This window comes from Neisseriaceae bacterium CLB008 (assembly GCA_041228285.1).
Taxonomy (GTDB): Bacteria; Pseudomonadota; Gammaproteobacteria; order Burkholderiales; family Neisseriaceae; genus JAGNPU01.
Genome location: CP166133.1, coordinates 3,120,781 through 3,140,038, shown reverse-complemented (window position 1 = coordinate 3,140,038; position 19,258 = coordinate 3,120,781). Strand labels below are relative to the sequence as shown.

At 53.9% G+C, this 19,258-nt stretch carries 23 protein-coding genes; 13 read left to right on the top strand and 10 right to left on the bottom strand.

All coding sequences use genetic code 11. The features are described 5' to 3' along the window. Window positions 1-5: 5 nt before the first annotated feature. The 5 genes from dxs to AB8Q18_14590 all read right to left on the bottom strand — a co-directional run bounded on the left by dxs (window position 6) and on the right by AB8Q18_14590 (window position 4,157). Entirely contained in the window at window positions 6-1,877 is a 1,872-nt protein-coding gene (dxs, locus tag AB8Q18_14610; protein XDZ51380.1) for a 1-deoxy-D-xylulose-5-phosphate synthase, read from the bottom strand. 88 nt (window positions 1,878-1,965) lie between these two features. Continuing rightward, window positions 1,966-2,439: a 23S rRNA (pseudouridine(1915)-N(3))-methyltransferase RlmH gene (gene rlmH, locus AB8Q18_14605; protein XDZ51379.1), complete on the bottom strand. Its 474-nt coding sequence runs from the start codon at window positions 2,437-2,439 to the stop codon at window positions 1,966-1,968. Between the two features lie 67 nt (window positions 2,440-2,506). Further along, entirely contained in the window at window positions 2,507-2,896 is a 390-nt protein-coding gene (gene rsfS / locus AB8Q18_14600; protein XDZ51378.1) for a ribosome silencing factor, read from the bottom strand. Then, window positions 2,893-3,537: a nicotinate-nucleotide adenylyltransferase gene (gene nadD / locus AB8Q18_14595; GenBank protein XDZ51377.1), complete on the bottom strand. Its 645-nt coding sequence runs from the start codon at window positions 3,535-3,537 to the stop codon at window positions 2,893-2,895. The genes rsfS and nadD overlap by 4 nt, the downstream gene beginning before the upstream one ends. A 5-nt stretch (window positions 3,538-3,542) precedes the next feature. Further along, window positions 3,543-4,157, bottom strand: coding sequence for a beta-class carbonic anhydrase (locus AB8Q18_14590; protein ID XDZ51376.1), 615 nt, complete (start codon window positions 4,155-4,157; stop codon window positions 3,543-3,545). A gap of 298 nt (window positions 4,158-4,455) precedes the next feature. Between AB8Q18_14590 and AB8Q18_14585 the strand changes: the two genes are divergently transcribed. The 3 genes from AB8Q18_14585 to AB8Q18_14575 are packed head-to-tail and all read left to right on the top strand — an operon-like array spanning window position 4,456 to window position 6,248. Next, window positions 4,456-5,226: an SDR family oxidoreductase gene (locus tag AB8Q18_14585; GenBank protein ID XDZ51375.1), complete on the top strand. Its 771-nt coding sequence runs from the start codon at window positions 4,456-4,458 to the stop codon at window positions 5,224-5,226. 30 nt (window positions 5,227-5,256) lie between these two features. Continuing rightward, window positions 5,257-5,640, top strand: a complete 384-nt coding sequence (locus AB8Q18_14580; GenBank protein ID XDZ51374.1) for a dihydroneopterin aldolase — start codon at window positions 5,257-5,259, stop codon at window positions 5,638-5,640. Window positions 5,641-5,651: 11 nt separating this feature from the next. Then, entirely contained in the window at window positions 5,652-6,248 is a 597-nt protein-coding gene (locus AB8Q18_14575) for a class I SAM-dependent methyltransferase (protein ID XDZ51373.1), read from the top strand. A gap of 77 nt (window positions 6,249-6,325) precedes the next feature. Here the strand turns inward: AB8Q18_14575 and parC are convergent, their stop codons facing one another. Together parC and recQ are read right to left on the bottom strand one after the other, a co-directional pair. Continuing rightward, window positions 6,326-8,659, bottom strand: a complete 2,334-nt coding sequence (parC, locus tag AB8Q18_14570) for a DNA topoisomerase IV subunit A (GenBank protein ID XDZ51372.1) — start codon at window positions 8,657-8,659, stop codon at window positions 6,326-6,328. A gap of 142 nt (window positions 8,660-8,801) precedes the next feature. Next, window positions 8,802-10,610 carry a DNA helicase RecQ gene (gene recQ, locus AB8Q18_14565; protein XDZ51371.1) on the bottom strand — a complete coding sequence of 603 codons (1,809 nt, stop codon included), beginning with the start codon at window positions 10,608-10,610 and terminating at the stop codon, window positions 8,802-8,804. A 157-nt stretch (window positions 10,611-10,767) separates the two neighbouring features. Here recQ and AB8Q18_14560 point away from each other — a divergent pair, with 157 nt between their 5' ends. Next, window positions 10,768-11,199, top strand: coding sequence for a surface-adhesin E family protein (locus tag AB8Q18_14560; GenBank protein ID XDZ51370.1), 432 nt, complete (start codon window positions 10,768-10,770; stop codon window positions 11,197-11,199). A 17-nt stretch (window positions 11,200-11,216) separates the two neighbouring features. Beyond that, window positions 11,217-11,537, top strand: a complete 321-nt coding sequence (locus AB8Q18_14555) for a hypothetical protein (protein ID XDZ51369.1) — start codon at window positions 11,217-11,219, stop codon at window positions 11,535-11,537. Between the two features lie 23 nt (window positions 11,538-11,560). Here the strand turns inward: AB8Q18_14555 and AB8Q18_14550 are convergent, their stop codons facing one another. Next, window positions 11,561-12,067, bottom strand: a complete 507-nt coding sequence (locus AB8Q18_14550) for a TlpA disulfide reductase family protein (GenBank protein ID XDZ51368.1) — start codon at window positions 12,065-12,067, stop codon at window positions 11,561-11,563. Window positions 12,068-12,259: 192 nt separating this feature from the next. On the opposite strand from AB8Q18_14550, the gene arsC reads away from it, so the two are divergent. From arsC to AB8Q18_14510, 8 genes are all read left to right on the top strand, one after another. Beyond that, the gene (gene arsC / locus AB8Q18_14545; GenBank protein XDZ51367.1) at window positions 12,260-12,610 is read left to right on the top strand and encodes an arsenate reductase (glutaredoxin); all 351 of its coding nucleotides are present in this window, start codon (window positions 12,260-12,262) and stop codon (window positions 12,608-12,610) included. Between the two features lie 3 nt (window positions 12,611-12,613). Next, on the top strand, window positions 12,614-13,249 hold the full coding sequence (locus AB8Q18_14540) for a YdcF family protein (protein ID XDZ51366.1): 636 nt from the start codon (window positions 12,614-12,616) through the stop codon (window positions 13,247-13,249). Between the two features lie 109 nt (window positions 13,250-13,358). Next, a complete protein-coding gene (locus tag AB8Q18_14535; protein XDZ51365.1) occupies window positions 13,359-13,784 on the top strand; it encodes a CopD family protein in 426 nt (141 codons plus the stop codon). Between the two features lie 14 nt (window positions 13,785-13,798). Further along, window positions 13,799-14,284, top strand: a complete 486-nt coding sequence (locus AB8Q18_14530; protein XDZ51364.1) for a CYTH domain-containing protein — start codon at window positions 13,799-13,801, stop codon at window positions 14,282-14,284. 15 nt (window positions 14,285-14,299) lie between these two features. After that, on the top strand, window positions 14,300-15,583 hold the full coding sequence (hemL, locus tag AB8Q18_14525) for a glutamate-1-semialdehyde 2,1-aminomutase (protein XDZ51363.1): 1,284 nt from the start codon (window positions 14,300-14,302) through the stop codon (window positions 15,581-15,583). Between the two features lie 136 nt (window positions 15,584-15,719). After that, a complete protein-coding gene (locus tag AB8Q18_14520; GenBank protein XDZ51362.1) occupies window positions 15,720-16,481 on the top strand; it encodes a stage II sporulation protein M in 762 nt (253 codons plus the stop codon). Beyond that, entirely contained in the window at window positions 16,478-17,224 is a 747-nt protein-coding gene (locus AB8Q18_14515) for a class I SAM-dependent methyltransferase (protein XDZ51361.1), read from the top strand. The genes AB8Q18_14520 and AB8Q18_14515 overlap by 4 nt, the downstream gene beginning before the upstream one ends. A 149-nt stretch (window positions 17,225-17,373) precedes the next feature. Next, on the top strand, window positions 17,374-18,255 hold the full coding sequence (locus AB8Q18_14510) for an NUDIX domain-containing protein (GenBank protein ID XDZ51360.1): 882 nt from the start codon (window positions 17,374-17,376) through the stop codon (window positions 18,253-18,255). On the opposite strand, the gene crcB is transcribed toward AB8Q18_14510, so the two are convergent. Both crcB and AB8Q18_14500 read right to left on the bottom strand, forming a co-directional pair. Then, on the bottom strand, window positions 18,252-18,641 hold the full coding sequence (gene crcB / locus AB8Q18_14505; protein ID XDZ51359.1) for a fluoride efflux transporter CrcB: 390 nt from the start codon (window positions 18,639-18,641) through the stop codon (window positions 18,252-18,254). The two genes, AB8Q18_14510 and crcB, sit on opposite strands and share 4 nt — an antisense overlap. Beyond that, the gene (locus tag AB8Q18_14500; protein ID XDZ51358.1) at window positions 18,638-19,138 is read right to left on the bottom strand and encodes a GAF domain-containing protein; all 501 of its coding nucleotides are present in this window, start codon (window positions 19,136-19,138) and stop codon (window positions 18,638-18,640) included. Before AB8Q18_14500 ends, crcB begins: the two co-directional genes overlap by 4 nt. Window positions 19,139-19,258 lie beyond the last annotated feature (120 nt).

Genomic DNA, 19,258 nt, shown 5'->3' with positions numbered 1-19,258 from the left:
AGCGATTACGCGCCTAGGCTAGGCTGCCAAGCGCTGATACGGGCGGCGATGCCGGCGCCATCTAAGCCTAAATCGGCCAAGAGCACGCCATGATCGCCATGTTCGCCAAAGTCATCCGGCAGGCCCAGATGCAAAATCGGCTTTAACAGGCCTAGGCTTTGCAGCACTTCGGCGACGGCGCTACCAGCGCCGCCCATGATGGCGTTTTCTTCCACCGTCACGAAATAATCATGGCTATTGGCCAAGGCCTGAATCAAGGCCACGTCGATGGGCTTCACGAAGCGCATGTCGGCTACAGTGGCGTTCACGGCATCAGCAGCCTCAAGACTGCGGCTGACCATGCTGCCAAAGGCCAAGATGGCCACGCGCTCGCCTTCACGGCGCACAATGCCTTTGCCCACGGGTACGGTGGCTAGGTCAGCGCCTGTACCGACTTCAGCACCCTTACCGCTGCCGCGTGGATAGCGTACCGCCGTCGGTTGATTCAGCTGATAGCAGGTGCTCAGCAATAGGCGACATTCGGCTTCATCGCTCGGCGCAGCCACCACCATATTGGGAATACAGCGTAAAAAGCTCAAGTCAAACGCACCTGCATGGGTGGGGCCGTCGGCGCCCACTAGCCCAGCGCGGTCAATGGCAAACAGCACCGGTAGGTTTTGAATCGCCACGTCGTGAATCAGTTGATCGTAGGCGCGCTGTAAAAACGTCGAGTAAATCGCCACCACTGGCTTCAGGCCCTCACAGGCCATGCCGCCAGCAAAGGTCACCGCATGCTGCTCAGCAATGCCCACGTCGAAGTAACGCGTCGGAAAAGCGGCCTGAAACGCCACCAGACCAGAGCCTTCACGCATGGCAGGGGTAACCCCGACTAGCTTTTCACAGGCCTTAGCCTGATCAATGATCCATTGTCCAAATACCTGCGTATACGTTGGCTTACTCGGCACCTTCGCAGGCGTTAAGCCGTTACAGGGGTCAAACTTGCTGACGCCGTGATAGCTAACGGGGTCGTTCTCGGCCAGCTTGTAGCCCTGGCCTTTCTTGGTCAATACGTGTAAAAACTGTGGGCCTTTTTTCTGACGCAGCTGCGTCAAGGTTTCCACCAGCTTCACCACGTCATGGCCATCCACGGGGCCGGTGTATTCAAAACCAAACTTTTCAAACAAAGTCGAGCTACCGACCATGTCTTTAATGCGTCCTTCAACCCGATTGGCCACGTCTAATGCCGATGGAACCTTACCCAAGACCCGCTCAGAGCCTTGCTTCACCGCGCGGAAAATGTCGCCCATAACGCTGTTGGCCAAATGCTTGGGCAAGGCGCCCACGTTCGGTGAAATCGACATCTCGTTGTCATTTAAAATCACCAAAAGGTCAACATTGGCCATGTCACCGGCGTTATTTAAGGCTTCAAACGCCTGGCCAGCGGTCATGGCGCCATCGCCAATAATGGCCACGGCTTTATCCGGCAACCCCTGTAGCTTGGCCGCGACCGCCATCCCCAAAGCCGCGCCGATCGAGGTCGACGAATGGCCTACTCCGAACGTGTCATAGACCGATTCGGCGCGCTTGGGAAAACCCGCTAGGCCGCCCTGCATGCGCATGCTGTCCATTTGGGCGCGCCGACCGGTTAAAATTTTATGTGGGTAGCTTTGATGACCAACGTCCCACACCAGCTTGTCTTGCGGCGTTTGATACACGTAATGTAGGGCCAAGGTTAGCTCTACACAGCCCAGATTACTGGCCAAATGGCCGCCGGTTTTGCTGACAGAATGCAGTAAAAACTCGCGTAACTCATGCGACAGCTGCGGCAGTAAGGCGCGATCTACCTGACGTAAATCGCTGGGGTCGTTAATTTGGTCAAGCAAAGGTGTTGTGTTCATATTGGGCATCTTAAGGCAACGGGCTCAGGGTTAAGTTTACTCCTGAAGGCCGCTTAGGGTTTAATTTTTATTCTTATGCGGTGCCCCATCACTCTCGGTGATAGGGATGGTTATGTATGATAGACACGGCACGGTACAATTGTTCCGCCAACAGCACCCGAACCATGCCATGCGGCATGGTGAGATTAGACAAACGCATCATCATATTGGCTTTTTGTTTCAGCGCATCGGTCATGCCGTCGGCGCCGCCAATCACGAAATACACGTTGCTGTGGCCTTCATGCTGCCAGCGTTGGAGGTGGTCGGCTAGCTGTACCGACGTCGGTGCTTGGCCGCGTTCGTCCAATACCACCAGAAAACATTGGTTGGGTAAGGCGGCCAAAATACGCGCCTCTTCTGCGGCCATACCCTGAGCGGCATTGACCCCAGAGCCTCGTTTTTCTGGTTTGATTTCTTTTAAGCTAAGCTTAACATCTTTGCCAAAGCGTTTGGCGTATTCATCGTAGCCATCGCTGACCCAGCGGGGCATTTTGGTGCCCACGGCTAAAATGGTGATATTCATGGTGTCATCTGTTCATAAAAAAACAGGCACTTTGTGCCTGTTAGATTGCGTCAACCATCAGGCAAACTTAAGCGTCTGCGGCGCTCCATGGCTTGGCATGGCCCATATGGAATGAAGGCTTCTCACCACCCCATAGCGCTTCTAAGTCGTAGTAATCACGTACGGCTGGCAGCATGGCGTGTACCACCACATCGCCCGCATCTAGCAAAACCCATTCGCCAGAATCCATGCCTTCAACGCTGATCACTTCGTGACCGGCTTCTTTTAAGGCCAGCTCCGCATTGCGAATCAATGATTTTACTTGGCGATTGCTGTCGCCGGTCACCACGATGAGCTGTTGGAACATCGAGGTTAATTCTGTGGTTTTCAACACCACTAGGTCTTTGCCTTTGGTGTCTTCTAAAGCGTCAACCACCACTTTGGTGATGTCCGCGACGAGTTGTTCGATTTCGTTCATTCTGATCCTAAATATAAAGAGTGTGTTTGGATATAAGCCCACACATCTGGGTCAAGCACATCATTCACACGCTGCTGATGGGCAATTTTGTGACGAATTTCTGACGAAGACACCAACATCGGGGACAAATCTAATATGCGTATTGTACCTTGTGTGGGTGCGGCGTCTAGTTTATTTGCGCTTTTTTTTACCATACAGGCCTGAATATCAGGGTGTATTTGTGGCCGCACAGCCGAATCTCGTGGCGCCACGGCAAAGTTGGTTAAAGTAAACAGTCGCTCAAAATCGTGCCACGTGTGCAGCTGAGCCAAGGAGTCGGCGCCCATCAACCACCAAAACGCCACGTCTGGCCCATACTGTGCCCGCATCGCTGCAAGCGTGTCGGCCGTATAGGTGGGGCCGCGACGCACAATGTCTGCGTCGCTGACGCCTGCTTGCGGCAGCTTGGCCACGGCCAGCTGCGTCATGGCCAATCGATCGGCTGCCGACGCTTGGCCATGATTGTCCTTATGATAAGCCTCGCCAGCGGGCATCACAATCAGCTCATCTAGGCCACACTGCGCCTGAAACGCCTCGGCCATGCGCACATGGCCTAAGTGGATCGGGTCGAAGGTGCCGCCAAAGAAGCCGATGGTCTTCATGCGGCCTATTCGTCGTCGCTGGTTTCGGCTTCGGCTGCCTTGGCTGCATCTGCGGCCACTACGGCGTAGCCGTCTACCACTTTATGCAGCTGGCCAGTGGTCGGGTGAATCACCAAACCATGGATCGGGATGGACTTAGGCATGAGCGGATGTTTCTTGATGATGTCGACGGTGTGACGCACGCTGTCGTCTACGTTTTCAAACCCTTTAAGCCAGGTATCCAGATCAATGCCGGCATTACGCAAGGTTTCGATGGATTTTTCAGTGATTCCCGCGGCTTTTGCACGCTCTAGCAAGTGTTCAGGATCAAAGCCACGCATGCCGCAATCCATGTGTGACACCACAAAAATTTCATTGGCGCCCAGCTCTAATACCGCCACCAGCAAGCTACGCATCACCGAACCCCAAGGATGGGTCACGAGCGCGCCGGCGTTCTTAATCAGTTTGGCGTCGCCATTTTTTAAGCCCATGGCTTTTGGCAACAGCTCTACAATGCGCGCGTCCATACACGACAGCACCGCGATTTGTTTATTGGGGTATTTATCGGTAAAAAACTGAACGTATTCACCTGAATCAACAAAGTCTTTGTTGAAATCCATGATTTCTTTTAACACTGACATAATGTATGTGACCTTAACAATATAGAAAACGGTAGAATTCCAGCTTATGGCGCAGTTTAGGTCTAAGCGGATTTCGATCAATCAAGCCCGTCATGCTATCACGTTTTGCCGACGAGCGTCACCTTCTTAAAAGATAATTAGCACCGTTATATCAAGGCACTATCTTCAAAGGGGCGGTTTGACCGGCATTTTTATGACGTCCAATATTGGGCTATTCAGCCCCCTAGCACAAACATGCCGAAGTTAAGCCTATGAGTTATAATCAAATCAGTCTCATTTGTGCCTTTAGGAGCCCGCCATGCCGCAACCTTCGCCTGATCAAAAAGTCATCCTCATCACTGGGGGCGCCAAACGCATTGGCCAAGCCTTGGTGCAACACTTCCATGACCAAGGCTGGTGGGTCTGCATTCATTGCCACCAATCCACGGCGGCGGCAACGTCCTTAAGCGACAGTCTACCCAATAGCAGCGTCCACGCCCTAGACTTAACGCAAGACTATGACGCTTTTAGCGCCTACATCGAGGCCATTTACCAACAGCATGGCCGACTCGATGCGCTGATCAACAATGCGGCGCGTTTTGAGCCCGATCATTTTTACGACTTCCAGCCCGACAGCTTCAACGCACAGATGCAGGTGAACTTTCGGGCGCCCGTCTACTTCAGCGCCGCCTATGGTGCTGCGCTGAAGGCACGCGAACACGAGGGCTCGGTGGTGCAGCTCCTGGACCAAAAGCTGTTCAACCTCAATCCTGATTATTATTCTTACACCTTGTCCAAGCTCGCGCTCAAACAAAGCGTACGCATGAGCGCCATGGCGGCCGCACCGTATTTACGCATCAACGCGATCGCCCCAGGGCTGTCGCTGATCAGCGGCGATCAAAGCCCAGAAAACTTTGCCCAGGCCCACGTTAAAACCGCTCTGGGCCGCGGCACTGAGTGCGCCGACTTAGCGGCGGCGGCCGACTATCTGGTCAATGCCCGCGCCGTCACCGGCCAAACCCTCACCGTCGACCACGGCCAACACCTGGTCCCGCTGGCTCGAGACGTGATGTTCACCATTGACAAATAAGCCCTGGCATTAGCCCTATAAGGAGTTGTCATGCAATCTGCCATTTTTTTACGCGATTACGACGTGATGTGCTTCATCGGCATCCATGATTTTGAACAGGGCATCAAGCAGCGCGTGCGCTTTAATATTCGCCTCGACTTGCCCTACCTCATTCCCAAGCAAGACGACATCGCCCAAGTGTTTGACTATGATTTTTTACGCACCAGCATCGCCCAGCTGACTGACCAAACCGTGTTTCAAACCCAAGAATACCTGCTCGGCCAAGTCATGCGACTGTGCTTCAAGTCACCCTTGGTGCAAGGCGTGTGCATTGAAACCAATAAGATTGACGTCTACCCCGACTGTGGCGGCGTCGGTTGTCGTTTGGACATGACTCGCGCCGAATGGCACAATCGCACCACACATTCAGGATAAGGACGCTGAGCATGTCATTTTGGGACGAGAAATACGCCGTCGACGCCTATATTTTTGGCGAACGCGGCAATGTGTTTTTACAAGAATCATTGCCGCTACTGCCGCGCGGTAAGGCGCTGGGCATTGGTGAGGGCGAAGGGCGCAACGCGGTCTTGTTGGCAGAGCACGGTTTTGACGTTTTGGGCATCGATGCCTCGGCCGTTGGCCTAGCCAAAGCCGAAGCGCTGGCGGCGCAGCGCAACGTGTGCATCCGCACCGAGGTCGCCGACCTGAGCGATTACACGTTTGCCACCGATCACTACGACATGGTGACGCTGTTTTTCTGCCATCTGCCGCTGCCGCTGCGCACCGAAGTGCTGCAAAAGGCCATGAACAGCCTAAAGGCCGGCGGCATGCTGATCATGATGCTGTACACCCCAGATCAGCGCCAATACAACACCGGCGGCCCCAAAGACATCGCCTTGCTGCCAACCTTAGACGAAATCATGACCACCTTAGCCCCACTGGAGGCCGTGGTGGCCGAAGAGGTGGTGCGCGAGCTGAACGAAGGCCTCAACCATCGTGGCCCCAGCGCCGTGATTCAATACCTAGGCCGTAAGCCTAGCTAAATCACCTGGCTAAATCAAAGACTCAGCCATAAAAAAGCGGCCATCAGGCCGCTTTTTACAGGTGCTTGAGCACAGGCTTAATCCTGACTCAATCCATCGTCAAGATGGCTAAGCTCGCCCAATACAGGCAGTTCTTTACCGCGACGAGCGCGCTTATTCAAAATGTCTTGCACCCGCACTTTTTCCGTACTCAATCCGCCACGTGGCCCAACGATGTGGCAGGTCACCTGCGGCTGTTCGGTCACGCAGGCCGATTTGAGCACTTCTTTATCCAATAGGCGCATCAACTGTAGACCACGGCCTTTACTCATCAGCTTCAGTTCATCTAGGCCAAACGCCAACACCCGGTTGTCGCTAGACGCCAACACCAGGCAGGCGCCCGACTCAGGCGCAATGCTGGCCTTACTCACGCGGATCGGCGCCAGCAAGGTCTCGCCTTGTTCTAAACTCATGAAAGCCTTACCGGCTTTGACGCGGCTGATCATGTCTTTCAACTGCGAAATATAGCCATAACCACCGGTGTGGCTCATCACGTATAGGTCTTCTGGCAAGCCCGTCAAAACGTGAGCCACTTGAGCGCCGTCTTGCAGCTCAACCAAGGAACCAATCGGGGCGCCATCACCACGCCCGCTGGGCACGTCGGCCGCATCAATGGTGTAGGCGCGGCCTAAGGTATCCAACACAATAACGGGCCAAATGGTGCGCCCTTCCAGCACCTGCCTTAAATCATCGCCCTCTTTAAACGTGGTTTGGCTTAAGTCTAGATGATGGCCAGAGCGCGCACGCAGCCAGCCTTGCTGCGACAAAATCAGGGTAATCGGCTCATCGGCCGTGCTTTGCGTCAATACGGCGCGGTCGGCGGATTCGATTAAGGTGCGGCGTTCGTCGCCAAATTTTTTGGTGTCATCGGTGATTTCTTTGATGATCAAACGGCGTTTGGCGTTGTCGTCACCCAACAGCCGATTCAACTCATCACGCTCTTCTTTGAGCTTATTCAACTCTTGCTCCAGCTTAATGCCTTCCAAGCGCGCCAGCTGGCGTAGGCGAATCTCTAAAATATCTTCAGCCTGAATGTCGCTGAGGGCAAACGCATTCATCAGGTCTTGCTTGGGCTCGTCGGCCTCGCGAATCACCCGAATCACTTCGTCGATGTTCAAGAAGGCAATCATGCGGCCATCCAGAATGTGGATGCGCTTATCTACTTGACCCAAGCGATGGGTCAGGCGACGGGTCACGGTGAGGGTGCGAAAATCTACCCACTCAGTCAAAATGGTTTTGAGGTTTTTTTGCGCCGGACGGCCGTCCATGCCCAACATCACCAGGTTAAAGGACACATTGCCCTCTAGGCTGGTTTGCGACAGCATCACGTTCATGAACTCTTCGGCGTCAATGCGGCTAGACTTAGGCTCAAACACCAAACGCACAGGGTTTTGGCTGTCGGATTCGTCACGCACGCGGTCCAATAGCGACAACATCAAGGCTTTGAGGTTTTGCTGCTCTTGATTCAGGGTTTTCTTGCCCGACTTGGGCTTAGGATTGGTTAAATCCTCAATTTCGGCCAATACTTTCTGGGCACTGCTGCCCGGCGGCAATTCATTCACAATCACGCGCCACTGGCCACGCGCCAGCTTTTCAATCTCGTAGCGCGCCCGCACCCGCACGCTGCCGCGGCCGCTCTCATAGGTGGCCAGCATGTCTTCTGGCGAGGTGATGATTTGGCCACCGCCGGCGAAATCTGGGCCTTTCACATAGTCCATCAGCTCGGCCGTGCTCAGACGGCGGTTTTTCAATAATGCCACGGCGGCTTCGGCTACTTCAGTCAAGTTGTGCGAGGGAATCTCGGTAGCCAAGCCTACGGCAATGCCAGAAGCCCCATTGAGCAACACCATCGGCAAACGTGCCGGCAAAACCTGTGGCTCAAAAAAAGCACCATCGTAGTTAGGGGCAAAATCCACCGTACCCATGTCGATTTCCGACAGCAACAGATCGGCGATCGGGGTCAGACGCGCTTCGGTGTAGCGCATGGCGGCGGCGCCGTCGCCGTCGCGAGAGCCAAAGTTACCAATGCCGTCGATCAAGGGATAGCGCAGGGTAAAATCTTGCGCCATGCGCACCATGGCGTCGTAGGCCGACGCGTCACCGTGGGGGTGATACTTACCCAGAATTTCACCGACCACACGCGCCGACTTAACCGGCTTGGCGCCATGCACCAAACCCATGTCTTTCATGGCGTATAAAATCCGGCGCTGCACCGGTTTTTGTCCATCGGTTACTTCAGGAAGGGCTCGGCCCTTAACCACACTCATGGCGTATTCTAAATAGGCACGCTCAGCATAGGCGCCTAAAGATAAAAAATCATCGCCCACCACCACTGGCTCAATCGCAGAATGTTCAGGTTGGTTTTCTAACATAGTGTGGTCACATACCCTTCGGATTACTTTAAACTCGGTTAAGCACTTCACGTAGTGCTAGTGCGCATATTTAAGCATAATTTTGATTATTGAACATCATTTTGCTGCCGTTTTATGCCGATCAGCTGTCTGAACGTGGATTTTAGCCTTCTTCGGCATGATGATCGGCCAAAATCGTCATCAGTTCGCCCCCAAAGGTGTCGAGCTTTTTCTCGCCCATGCCGTATACCTGAGCCAGCTCAGTGACGTTGGTGGGCATGGTCTGCACAATCTCACGGAAGGTGCGGTCGGCAAAAATCACATAGGCCGGCACGGCGTCGGCCAGGGCCTGCTCGCGCCGCCAGCCGCGAAGCGCCTGCCAGAGGCGTTCTTCGCGTTCGGTGCGCAGCCATTTTTCTACCGGGCCTTGGGTTTGCGCCTTATCGCGCTTGAGCGGCCGCATCGACACTTGGCGCTGGCTGGTCAATACTTGGCGCGACGCCTCGGTCAACACCAGCGCTTGATTGTGGGTGAGGTCGATGTCCAATAGGCCCTGCGCCACACATTGGCGCACCACGGCGCGCCACTCCTTGTCGGTCAGCTGATCGCCAATGCCAAACGTGGACAGCTTTTGATGGTTTTGATAGCGCACATAGTCGCTGTTTTTACCTTTGAGCACGTCAATGACGTGGGAGGCGCTGAAGCGCTGGCCGACTCGATACACGCACGACAGCAGCTTCTGCACCAACTCGGTGGCGTCGAACTGCTGCGGTGGGTGTTCGCACTGATCACAGTGACCGCACGGCGTACTTTCTTCTTCAAAATAAGCCAGCAGCGGCACGCGACGACAGCCTGAGGTTTCACAAAATGCCAGCATGGCGTCTAGCTTTTGCAGCTCGACTTGCTTTTGTAAGTCCGTTTGCTGGCCGTCCATGATCATCTGTCGGCGCAGCACCAAATCGTTGAGGCCGTAGCATAACCAGCTGATGGCCGGCAGACCATCACGTCCTGCCCGACCGGATTCTTGATAAAAGTTTTCCACGCTGCCCGGTAAGTCGAGATGGGCCACAAAGCGCACGTCGGGCTTGTCGATGCCCATGCCAAACGCCACGGTGGCGACGATGATGACGCCGTCTTCTTGGGTAAATTTCTTTTGGTTGGCGTTGCGCACGTCGAGGTCAAGCCGAGCATGGTAAGGCAAGGCATCAAACCCTTCGCTGCGTAAAAGCTCAGCCACTTCTTCCACGCGCTTACGCGACAGGCAATAAACAATGCCGCTTTGGCCTACGCCCTGACGCTTGAGAAACGACACCAGCTGCTTTTTGCCGTTGTTTTTTTCCACTACTTGATAATAGATATTGGGCCGATCAAAGCTGGCCAAAAACGTTTGGGCATCCTGTAGGCGCAAATAATGCACCATGTCAGCCTGAGTTTCCGAATCCGCCGTCGCAGTTAAGGCAATGCGCGGCACAGTAGGGAACTCATCGGCCAATAGCCCTAGCTGCTGGTATTCTGGTCGAAAATCATGCCCCCACTGGCTCACGCAGTGGGCTTCATCAATGGCAAATAGGCTGATGTTGAGCGATTTTAAAAACCGAATAAACTTCGGACTCACCACTCGCTCGGGCGCCACATACAATAGCTTTAGGCTACCGTCGTAGGCATCGTCGGCGATGCGCCGCGCTTCTTCACTAGAGGTACCGCTGTTGACGCTGCCGGCATTCACGCCGACCGCACGCAGGCTGGCCACCTGATCGGCCATTAAGGCGATCAAAGGCGACACCACCACGGTGAGGCCTTCCTTCATCAGCGCGGGGATCTGATAGCACAAAGACTTACCGCCACCGGTGGGCATCAACACCATCACATTGTGATTTTGGCTCAGGGCCTGAACGATTGCGGCCTGATTGCCTCTAAACTCGGCATACCCAAAAACGTGTTGTAAAATGTGTTGTGCGCTTAAGTCAGACATGTTGATACTGTTATCCCGATGACGATGGCCCATCCATTTGGCCTTTTGATGAAAGACAATGTGCCCAGCAGGGCGGCAGATTTTTGCCCCTGTGCCAGACGACATTTGTTACACTACTGATTTCTAATGCCGATTTAACCATACGAAGGATGTCCGCATGACCCGCAAACCTTATTTAGGCGTGCTCGCCGGCGCCAGTCTCTTATTTTTGGCCGCCTGTGGCACCACAACGCCCAGCAGCTCAGGTAAAAACTGGTTGTCTTTAGGGGTGTCGCAAAACAGCAATATTCTGCATGAACTGGACCAAACCAGCATCAAGAAAAATGGTCAAGTGGTGACGTTTCGCGACAAAAAAACCTTTTCTGACGTCAGCAAAGAGCATTTCCAGTATTTACCCAAGCATAAATACTCTTTAAATACTTGGGAAATCAACTGCACCAATAAGACCATTCGCCTCGTGGCGACGGAGTTGATGACCGAAAACGGCACCCAAGTGTGGCAAAAGACGTTTGATTTTAACACAGCCCCCACCCGTAAAATCGTGGCGGGCTCTTCTACCGACAAACAATACCAAGCCGTTTGTCGCTAGCCGGAGAAAGTAAGCCCATGAACCGTTCCCTATTTTGCCTCATCGCCACCGCCGCGCTCAGCAGCGCCGCTTGGGCCCAAACCCCCGCCGAAGCAGAACTGCTGTCGGCTCAGGTTAACTACCAACAAGCCTTAAAAGCACAGCAAAACTTTAAAGGCCAAGTCGGCGAAACCGAAGGCCGACTACAAATGGCCAAGCAGCGTTTACAGGGCCTACAGCAGGAAGTCCAAACGCTGGAAACCAAATTAGGCGAATTAAGCCAGCAAAGCAGCAGCGCTCAAGCCACGCTCGAACAGGCTGGCCAGCGTTTAGACGCGGCCTGGGCCGCTTCGCGCTAACGCCAAACCCCCTAATGGGGGTTTTATTTTGCCTGACACTGTTGGCGCACTTTGGCCACCGCCTGATCGAGCTTGGTCCCATTAACCAAGCCATAAATAGGCTCGCGTGCGCGGCAGCGCTCGCTGTACACCAGCGTAAAAGGTACACCACCCGACACGTTGCCTATGGTCTTAAACCACTGGGCGCTGTCGCCTTTCAGCTGCCAAATCGGGTAGTCTATCGGCACTTCTTTGATGAATTTAGCAATATTTTGAGGCTCATCCAAGGCCACGCTCAAAACCCGCACTCGTGGCTTCAGCTGACTTTTTTGCTGTTTTTTCGACCACTGGTTCAGTTCGGGGATCTCTTTACGACAGGGCGCACACCACGTGGCCCAAACGTTCAGCACTTTAATGTCGGGGCTTTGATCAAATAAGGTTTGCGGTTTTTGGGTTTGCCAATCCACCAGCTGCGGCGCAGCTACCGCCGCGAATGGTAGCCCCAATAGCCAGCCCAATGCCACCATTTTTGCCGCCCATCGTTTGCTCATGCCCTGTCCTTTTTATGATGAAAAACAACCTGATTAGGTCGGCTTCATCATACCAAAGCCCGTCATAGGGCACCACCATCCACACCGATTAATCGTGTCAATCGACGCAATAAAATCCCATTGGTGTGTGCCGAGGCAGGGCGAGCAATGTTATAATTAGCCCATTATTGATTTGATTTACCTAGGATGTTTATGGCCATTACCCTCTACCACAACCCGCGCTGCTCTAAATCACGCGAAGCGCTGGCCGCTTTACAAAACTTAGGCCATGAGCCGAACGTGGTGCTGTATCTAGAGACGCCGCCAGACGCGGCGACATTGGCGTCATTGCTGACCAAGCTCAACCTACCCGCACGAGCGCTATTGCGTACCAAAGAAGCCGAATACGCTGAACTGGGCCTAGCTGATCCAGCCATCAGCGACGAAGCGCTGATGGCCGCCATGGCGGCCCACCCCAAACTGATCGAGCGGCCCATTGCCGTGATCGGTGAGCGCGCCGCCATTGGCCGCCCCCTAGATCAGATTTTGGCCCTGCTACCCTAAACCATGCCCTTATTGAAACATCGCCCCTATCGTTTTTTTAAAAACCTGCGCCGCGGCCTTTATTTAAGCCTATTGCTGTCGCTCGGGGCCTTTGCCTATGCCTGCTATTCGGTGTACGCCTATGCCGACTTAAGCACTGATGAGCACGCCGATGCGGCCATTGTGCTGGGCGCCGCAGCCTGGGGGAATAACCCCTCACCGGTGTTCAAAGAGCGCATCAATCACGCCATTGAGCTCTATCACAATAAACAGGTACAAATGCTGATCTTCACCGGCGGCACGCCCAAACCGGGCTTCCCCACCGAAGCAGAAGTGGCTAAAAACTATGCCGTAAAAAAAGGCGTGCCCAAAAGCGACATCATCATTGAGACCAATTCACGCACAACCTATCAAAACCTAGCGTTTGTGCAACAGGAAATTCGCGGCATCACTCACTTAAACCGCTTTATTTTGGTCAGCGACCCCTACCACATGGCCCGCGCCAAGCTGATGGCGGAAGATCTAAACCTCGACGCCCTCACCTCACCCACGCCGACCTCACGCTTTTCTCACGGCGAAAAACAGGCTAAATTCTTCTTCACCGAAGCGGCGCTGACCTTTGCCTATTATGGCGTGCGGCTGACACATTGGCTTTATTAAGCGACACCGTGCGCCCCTAGGCCATACAAGATGCCCTCAAGTGGTTAGATATTCGTTCGAAAACCCGTTAGAATGAGGGCAATCTTTCAATCAACACAGAAATGACTGAATGACTTACCTCATCCTTAAATCCCTGCACCTCTTTTTCATCATTGCGTGGTTTGCAGGGTTATTTTATTTGCCCCGCCTCTACGTGAACTTGGCCATGGCCAAAGACGACGCCACCTACGACCATTTACTGTTGATGGCAAATAAGCTGTATCGCTTCATGACGCCTTTCGGCCTATTGGCCCTGGTATTTGGCGTCTGGGTCATGTTTGCCATGGGCGTCTGGGGCGCAGGCGTGGTGTGGCCACACATTAAAATCACCATTGGTTTGGCCTTGGCCTTATACCATCTTTGGTGCTACCGTCTGTTGCTGCGCTTTCGCGCCAAAACCAATCAGCACAGCCACAAATGGTATCGGGTGTTTAATGAAGCCCCGGTGCTGTTGCTCATTTTGGCACTCTATATTGTGCTGTTTAAGCCATTTTAATCAGAAGGAATCGCATGAACATCGAAATCGAACGTCGCTTTTTGATCCACAGCGACGCCTGGCGTGGCCTAGGTAAGTTTGAACTCTTACAACAAGGCTATTTATCGGTCGACCCTGACCGTACCGTGCGTGTACGCACCGCCAACAACCAAGGTTGGTTAACCCTAAAGTCAGCCATTTCTAACGTGTCTCGACAAGAGTTTGAATACGAGATTCCGTTTGAAGAAGCGCAGGCCATCATGCAAAGCATGTGTCCCCTGACCGTGGCCAAATACCGACACCTGATTGAGTTCGGCGGCTTCACCTTTGAAGTCGACGAGTTTTTAGGCGAAAATGCGCCTTTAATCGTGGCCGAAATCGAGCTACCCAGCGAGGACACCCCGTTTGAGCGCCCAGAATGGTTAGGTGAAGAGATCACCCATGATCCACGCTACACCAACTCATACCTCAGCAAAAACCCCTACGCCAGCTGGCCAGAAAACCAAACCCCTGCAAAATAATCGAAAGACCCTACTATGGATAAAAATGCTCAACTGTTTGAACGCGCCAAAAAAGTCATTCCTGGCGGTGTGAACTCTCCCGTACGGGCCTTTGGCAGCGTAGGCGGTGTGCCACGCTTCATCAAAAAAGCCGAAGGGGCCTACGTCTGGGATGAAAACGACAAGAAATATTTAGACTACGTTGGCTCTTGGGGCCCCGCCATTGTCGGCCATGCCCATCCAGAAATCATCGAAGCCGTACGCACCGTGGCCTTAGATGGCCTGTCTTTTGGCGCACCCACCGCCGCTGAAATCGACATCGCCGAAGCCATTTGCCACATTTTACCGAGCGTGGAGCAAGTGCGTTTGGTGAGCTCTGGCACCGAAGCCACCATGAGCGCCATTCGTCTGGCGCGTGGCTACACCGGTCGCGACGCCATCATCAAATTTGAAGGTTGCTACCACGGCCATTCCGACAGCCTATTGGTGAAAGCCGGCTCTGGCCTATTGACCTTTGGCAGCAACCCCAGCTCTGCTGGCGTGCCTGCTGACTTTACCAAGCACACCCAAGTCTTGGAATACAATAACGTCGCCCAGCTAGAAGAAACCTTCGCCAGCATGGGTGACAAAATCGCCTGCGTCATCGTCGAGCCCTTCGCCGGCAATATGAATCTGGTCCAACCCAGCAAAGCCTTTATTCAAGCCATGCGCGACCTAACCGAAAAACACGGTGCGGTGTTGATTTACGATGAAGTGATGACGGGCTTTCGCGTGGCCTTGGGCTGCGCCCAAAGCCTGCACGGCATTCGCCCTGACTTAACCACTATGGGTAAGGTCATCGGCGGCGGCATGCCACTGGCGGCATTTGGTGGCCGTGCCGACATCATGGCCCACATTTCACCTATGGGCGGCGTGTATCAAGCCGGTACGCTATCGGGCAACCCAGTGGCCGTGGCTGCAGGCTTAAAAAGCTTGGAAATCATTCAACGCCCAGGGTTTTACGAACACCTCAGCGCCATGACTGAGCGCCTAGCCGTCGGCCTAAAAGCCGCCGCCGACGAAGTAGGCCTGCCGTTCAGCAGCGCCGCCATCGGCGGCATGTTGGGCCTGTATTTCAGCAATGAGCTGCCACAAAACTACGGCGACGTGGCCAAAAGCAATGTGGCGCTGTTCACTCAATTCTTCCACGGCATGTTGGAACACGACATTTACCTTGCCCCTTCTGCCTACGAAGCGGCTTTTGTGTCTGCTGCCCACACGCCAGAATTGATTGACCACACCATCGCTGCAGCCAAGCAAGTGTTTGCCACCATGGTTTAAACCTAGCACAACAGCCCCAGCTCGTTGTCATGAGCTGGGGCTGTTTTTATTTATTTTATGGTATGATGAACCATCGGCATTTTAATCATCGTGTGCGGGTGCGCCCACAGCATCGTCACGTTAAAATAGGCCCCCTATGACTTCACCCACTCCTGCGCTTTCTTGGCGCCAACGGCTATGCCGTTTTATTAACACAGGCTTACCCAAAGCGGTACAGGCTGAAAAAAAATACGTCTTGTGGGCCCATTTATTTTTCTTTGGCCCGGCCATCAGCATGATGATTTGGATTGGTAACGACCCCAGCAATTTTGGCGTTTTTGCCAACGAAGCCAACAGCCGCACCAATTTGCTCACCCTATACCGTATGGTGGTTGAGGCCAGCTTGGGAGAATACGTGTGGATGGCCAGCATCCACCTCAACCATGTATTCACCATGATGGTGCAATTCTTGCTGGGAGGCTTTTTGCTCGGCCTGGGTACGGCGGCTAGCCTCATCAACCACGGCCTATATTTTGGCAGTATTTTAGGGCTATCGATGGACTTACCGCTGCCGTGGTTGTTCATCTATCACACTTTTTACCGAGGCGCTCTCGAGCTCCTCAGCATGATGCTGGCTGGCGCCAGCGGCCTACGCATCGGCATCACCCTATTGCGCGTCTGCTGCGGCCGCCGCGACTATAAACCAGGGCTACAGGCTGCTTTCACATTATTTTTAGGCGCCCTGTTCTTCTTCATCCTGACCCTACCGGCTGGCCTGGCGTTCTACCCTTTATCCAAGGCCCACATCCTAGTTAAAACCACCTTTAATCTGATTTTCTGGGTTGCCTGCTATGCCTATCTATTTTGGCCCAGAGGCCCTGTATCCCGCCCAGACGCTGCGACCGAAAACCAACCATGACCCTGCTCTTGACCCATCCTACTGCTGACCCCATAGAGGCACAGCGGCTCAGCCAAGCCTATGGCTTCACCCTTAGTCCTAACCTACCAGAACAGGGCGTCTACCTCTATTTAGACGAATATGAACTCAGCCTGAGGCACGCCCTTAAAAAGGGTCAGGTCAGCGTGAACTTCATTAGCGGTAGCCTCGACTACCGCCGCCAAAAAGGCGGCGGTGAGCTCATCAATAAAGCCATTAACCACAAGCAAAACCAATCCGTCTGGGACTTTACCGGCGGTCTAGGCCGCGACGCCTTCATCATGGCCAGCAGCGGCCTCAAGGTCACCGTATTTGAACGCCACCCCGCCGTGGCGGCTCTGTTGGCCGATGGCCTCAAGCGTGCCGCAGCCGTACCAGAGCTGGCGGCCATCATGGCCAACATCACGCTACACCATCTGGATGTCTTCGATCCTCAACTAAACTGGGCCCAAATCGGCCCGCAGCCAGATGTAGTGTATTTAGACCCGATGTACCCGGACAGCAAAAAAAGCGCGGCGGTCAAAAAAGAGATGGCTTATTTTCATGAACTGGTCGGGGCCGGCGACGACGCTGCCGCCCTGTTACCACTTGCCTTGGGCTTGGCTAAAAAGCGCGTCATCGTGAAACGCCCACGCTTGGGTGAATGGCTCAACCAAGCGGAACCCGCCTATCAATATCAGGGCAAAAGCACCCGCTTTGACGGTTACACACCGCCAAAACGATAGAGTACTTAATGAATATGGTTAAATTTTAATATATTTATTTAAAATAAAACCTGTTTGGAACCGAGACAGTAGTGCTAGAATGATTGCTTTACCTGTGCTTGGCTGTAGCGGCCCTGCGCCCATCATTCAGCCCAAGATAAGGATGTTTTATGGTTGTTTCTGCTTTCGATCACACGATACAAACGCAATTATTGCAACAAATGACGTCGGTGTTTCATGTGCCGATAGCAGACTATACGCCCCTCTTATTTCGTGGCCGCGCCTTAGGCAAGGTCGCTCCAAAGTGGAAAACCCACCTACTCAACGACGCCAGCGAGTGGGTCAGTGATGCGGGCGACCACCTCATCCTCAAAGACGAAGCATCCCTCACCGACATCGCCAACGGCCTGCAAAATGTGGCCATGGACTGGTATTTCACCGGCCTATTGAGCGGCTGGCGCAACGAATTTTTCTTGGTCCAAGACCCGCAAACCCACGAAGCCTTATTCCCGCTAGAGCGCTCGGCCTTTAGGCCCTTAGGCTTTCTCAGCCAAGCGGTCCACATCAACGGCCTCACTTTGATAGATGACGTACCCCATTTTTGGATCGGCACGCGCAGCCCATTTAAGGCCGTCGATCCCAATAAATTAGACAATCTGGTGGGCGGCGGCATCAGTGCGGGCGAAAGCATCCAAGAAGCCATGGTCAGAGAAGGCTGGGAAGAGGCCGGCCTGTGCGCCGAAGATTTAGGCCCTTTAGAACAGCAAAGCCGCTGCTTGAGCCTGCGGCCCGTCACCCGCGGCTTGCATCGTGAATACCTGCATATTTTTGACTGCTGGCTACCCGCCGGCACCACGCCGCAAAATCAAGACGGCGAAGTGGCTGAATTCAACCTCATGTCACCAGATGAGGTGGCCTTGGCCATCATCAATAAACGCTTCATGAATGACGCCACTCTAGCCACCTTAGACTGTTTCAAACGCCTAGGCTACCTCAGCCCAGAACATCCGTTGTGCGACTGGCTTAACCACTGCCAAACGGTTTCGGCCTAAGCCCACCATTTTTGCAGTAGCCACCACGCCAACGCCGTGGCGGCTACCGACAACAGCACATGCGCCAAAGCCAAGCTGATTGCCCCGGCGTATCGCTGCGCCTGCAGCAAGCCCAGCATTTCCAGAGAAAAACTGGAAAACGTGGTGAATCCACCACAAAAACCGGTGATCAACAGCACCCGCCAAACGGGGCTGGCCTCAGGCTTTTGCAATAAGACAAACGCCACCGCCCCAATCACAAAGCCCCCCAGCACGTTGACCACCAACGTCGGCCATTGAAACCAAGCGCCTTTACCCACTAATAGGCCAAATCCATAGCGTCCCAGCCCGCCGCCAGCGGCTCCAAGCGCCACCCACAGCCACAGCTGCTGTAGCAGGATCTTCACTCGTTGGCCTCAGCCAAACAGTCTTGCAACACCGCCACAAACTGCACCAAACCATCTTCGTCGTCTGGGCCAAAACGCCCCACGCTCGGGCTGTCTACGTCCAACACACCCCATACTTGGCCGTCGCGCATAATGGGCACCACTACTTCTGAGCGACTGCGCGCATCGCAGGCTATGTGGCCTGCAAAAGCATGTACGTCGTCTACTCGCTGCGTGGTTTGGGTTCTGGCCGCAGCGCCACACACGCCCTTGCTAAAAGGAATACTGCTGCAGGCTGGTAGCCCTTGAAAGGGGCCTAAATATAAAACGTTGGCGTCGGCCAAATAAAACCCCACCCAGTTCACATCGGTTAAAAACTGATTCAATAGCGCGCTGGCCTGGCTCAGCATGGTCACCGCCCGCGTTTCGCCGCTGAGTAAAGCCTGTAACTGCTGTGCCAGCTGGGCATAACGAGCCTTTAAATCGCCTTCATAGGCTGCTGTTTGAAAAGTGGACATGCCGTTAAAATCCTTCCATAAACGTGTAGCAATGGTCGCGTCTGCGACAAGAATAATCCTATTTTTGCCGCTTTTAGGCTATCATGCAACTGAACTTTTAAGCGCCTATCCTCTTCTAAA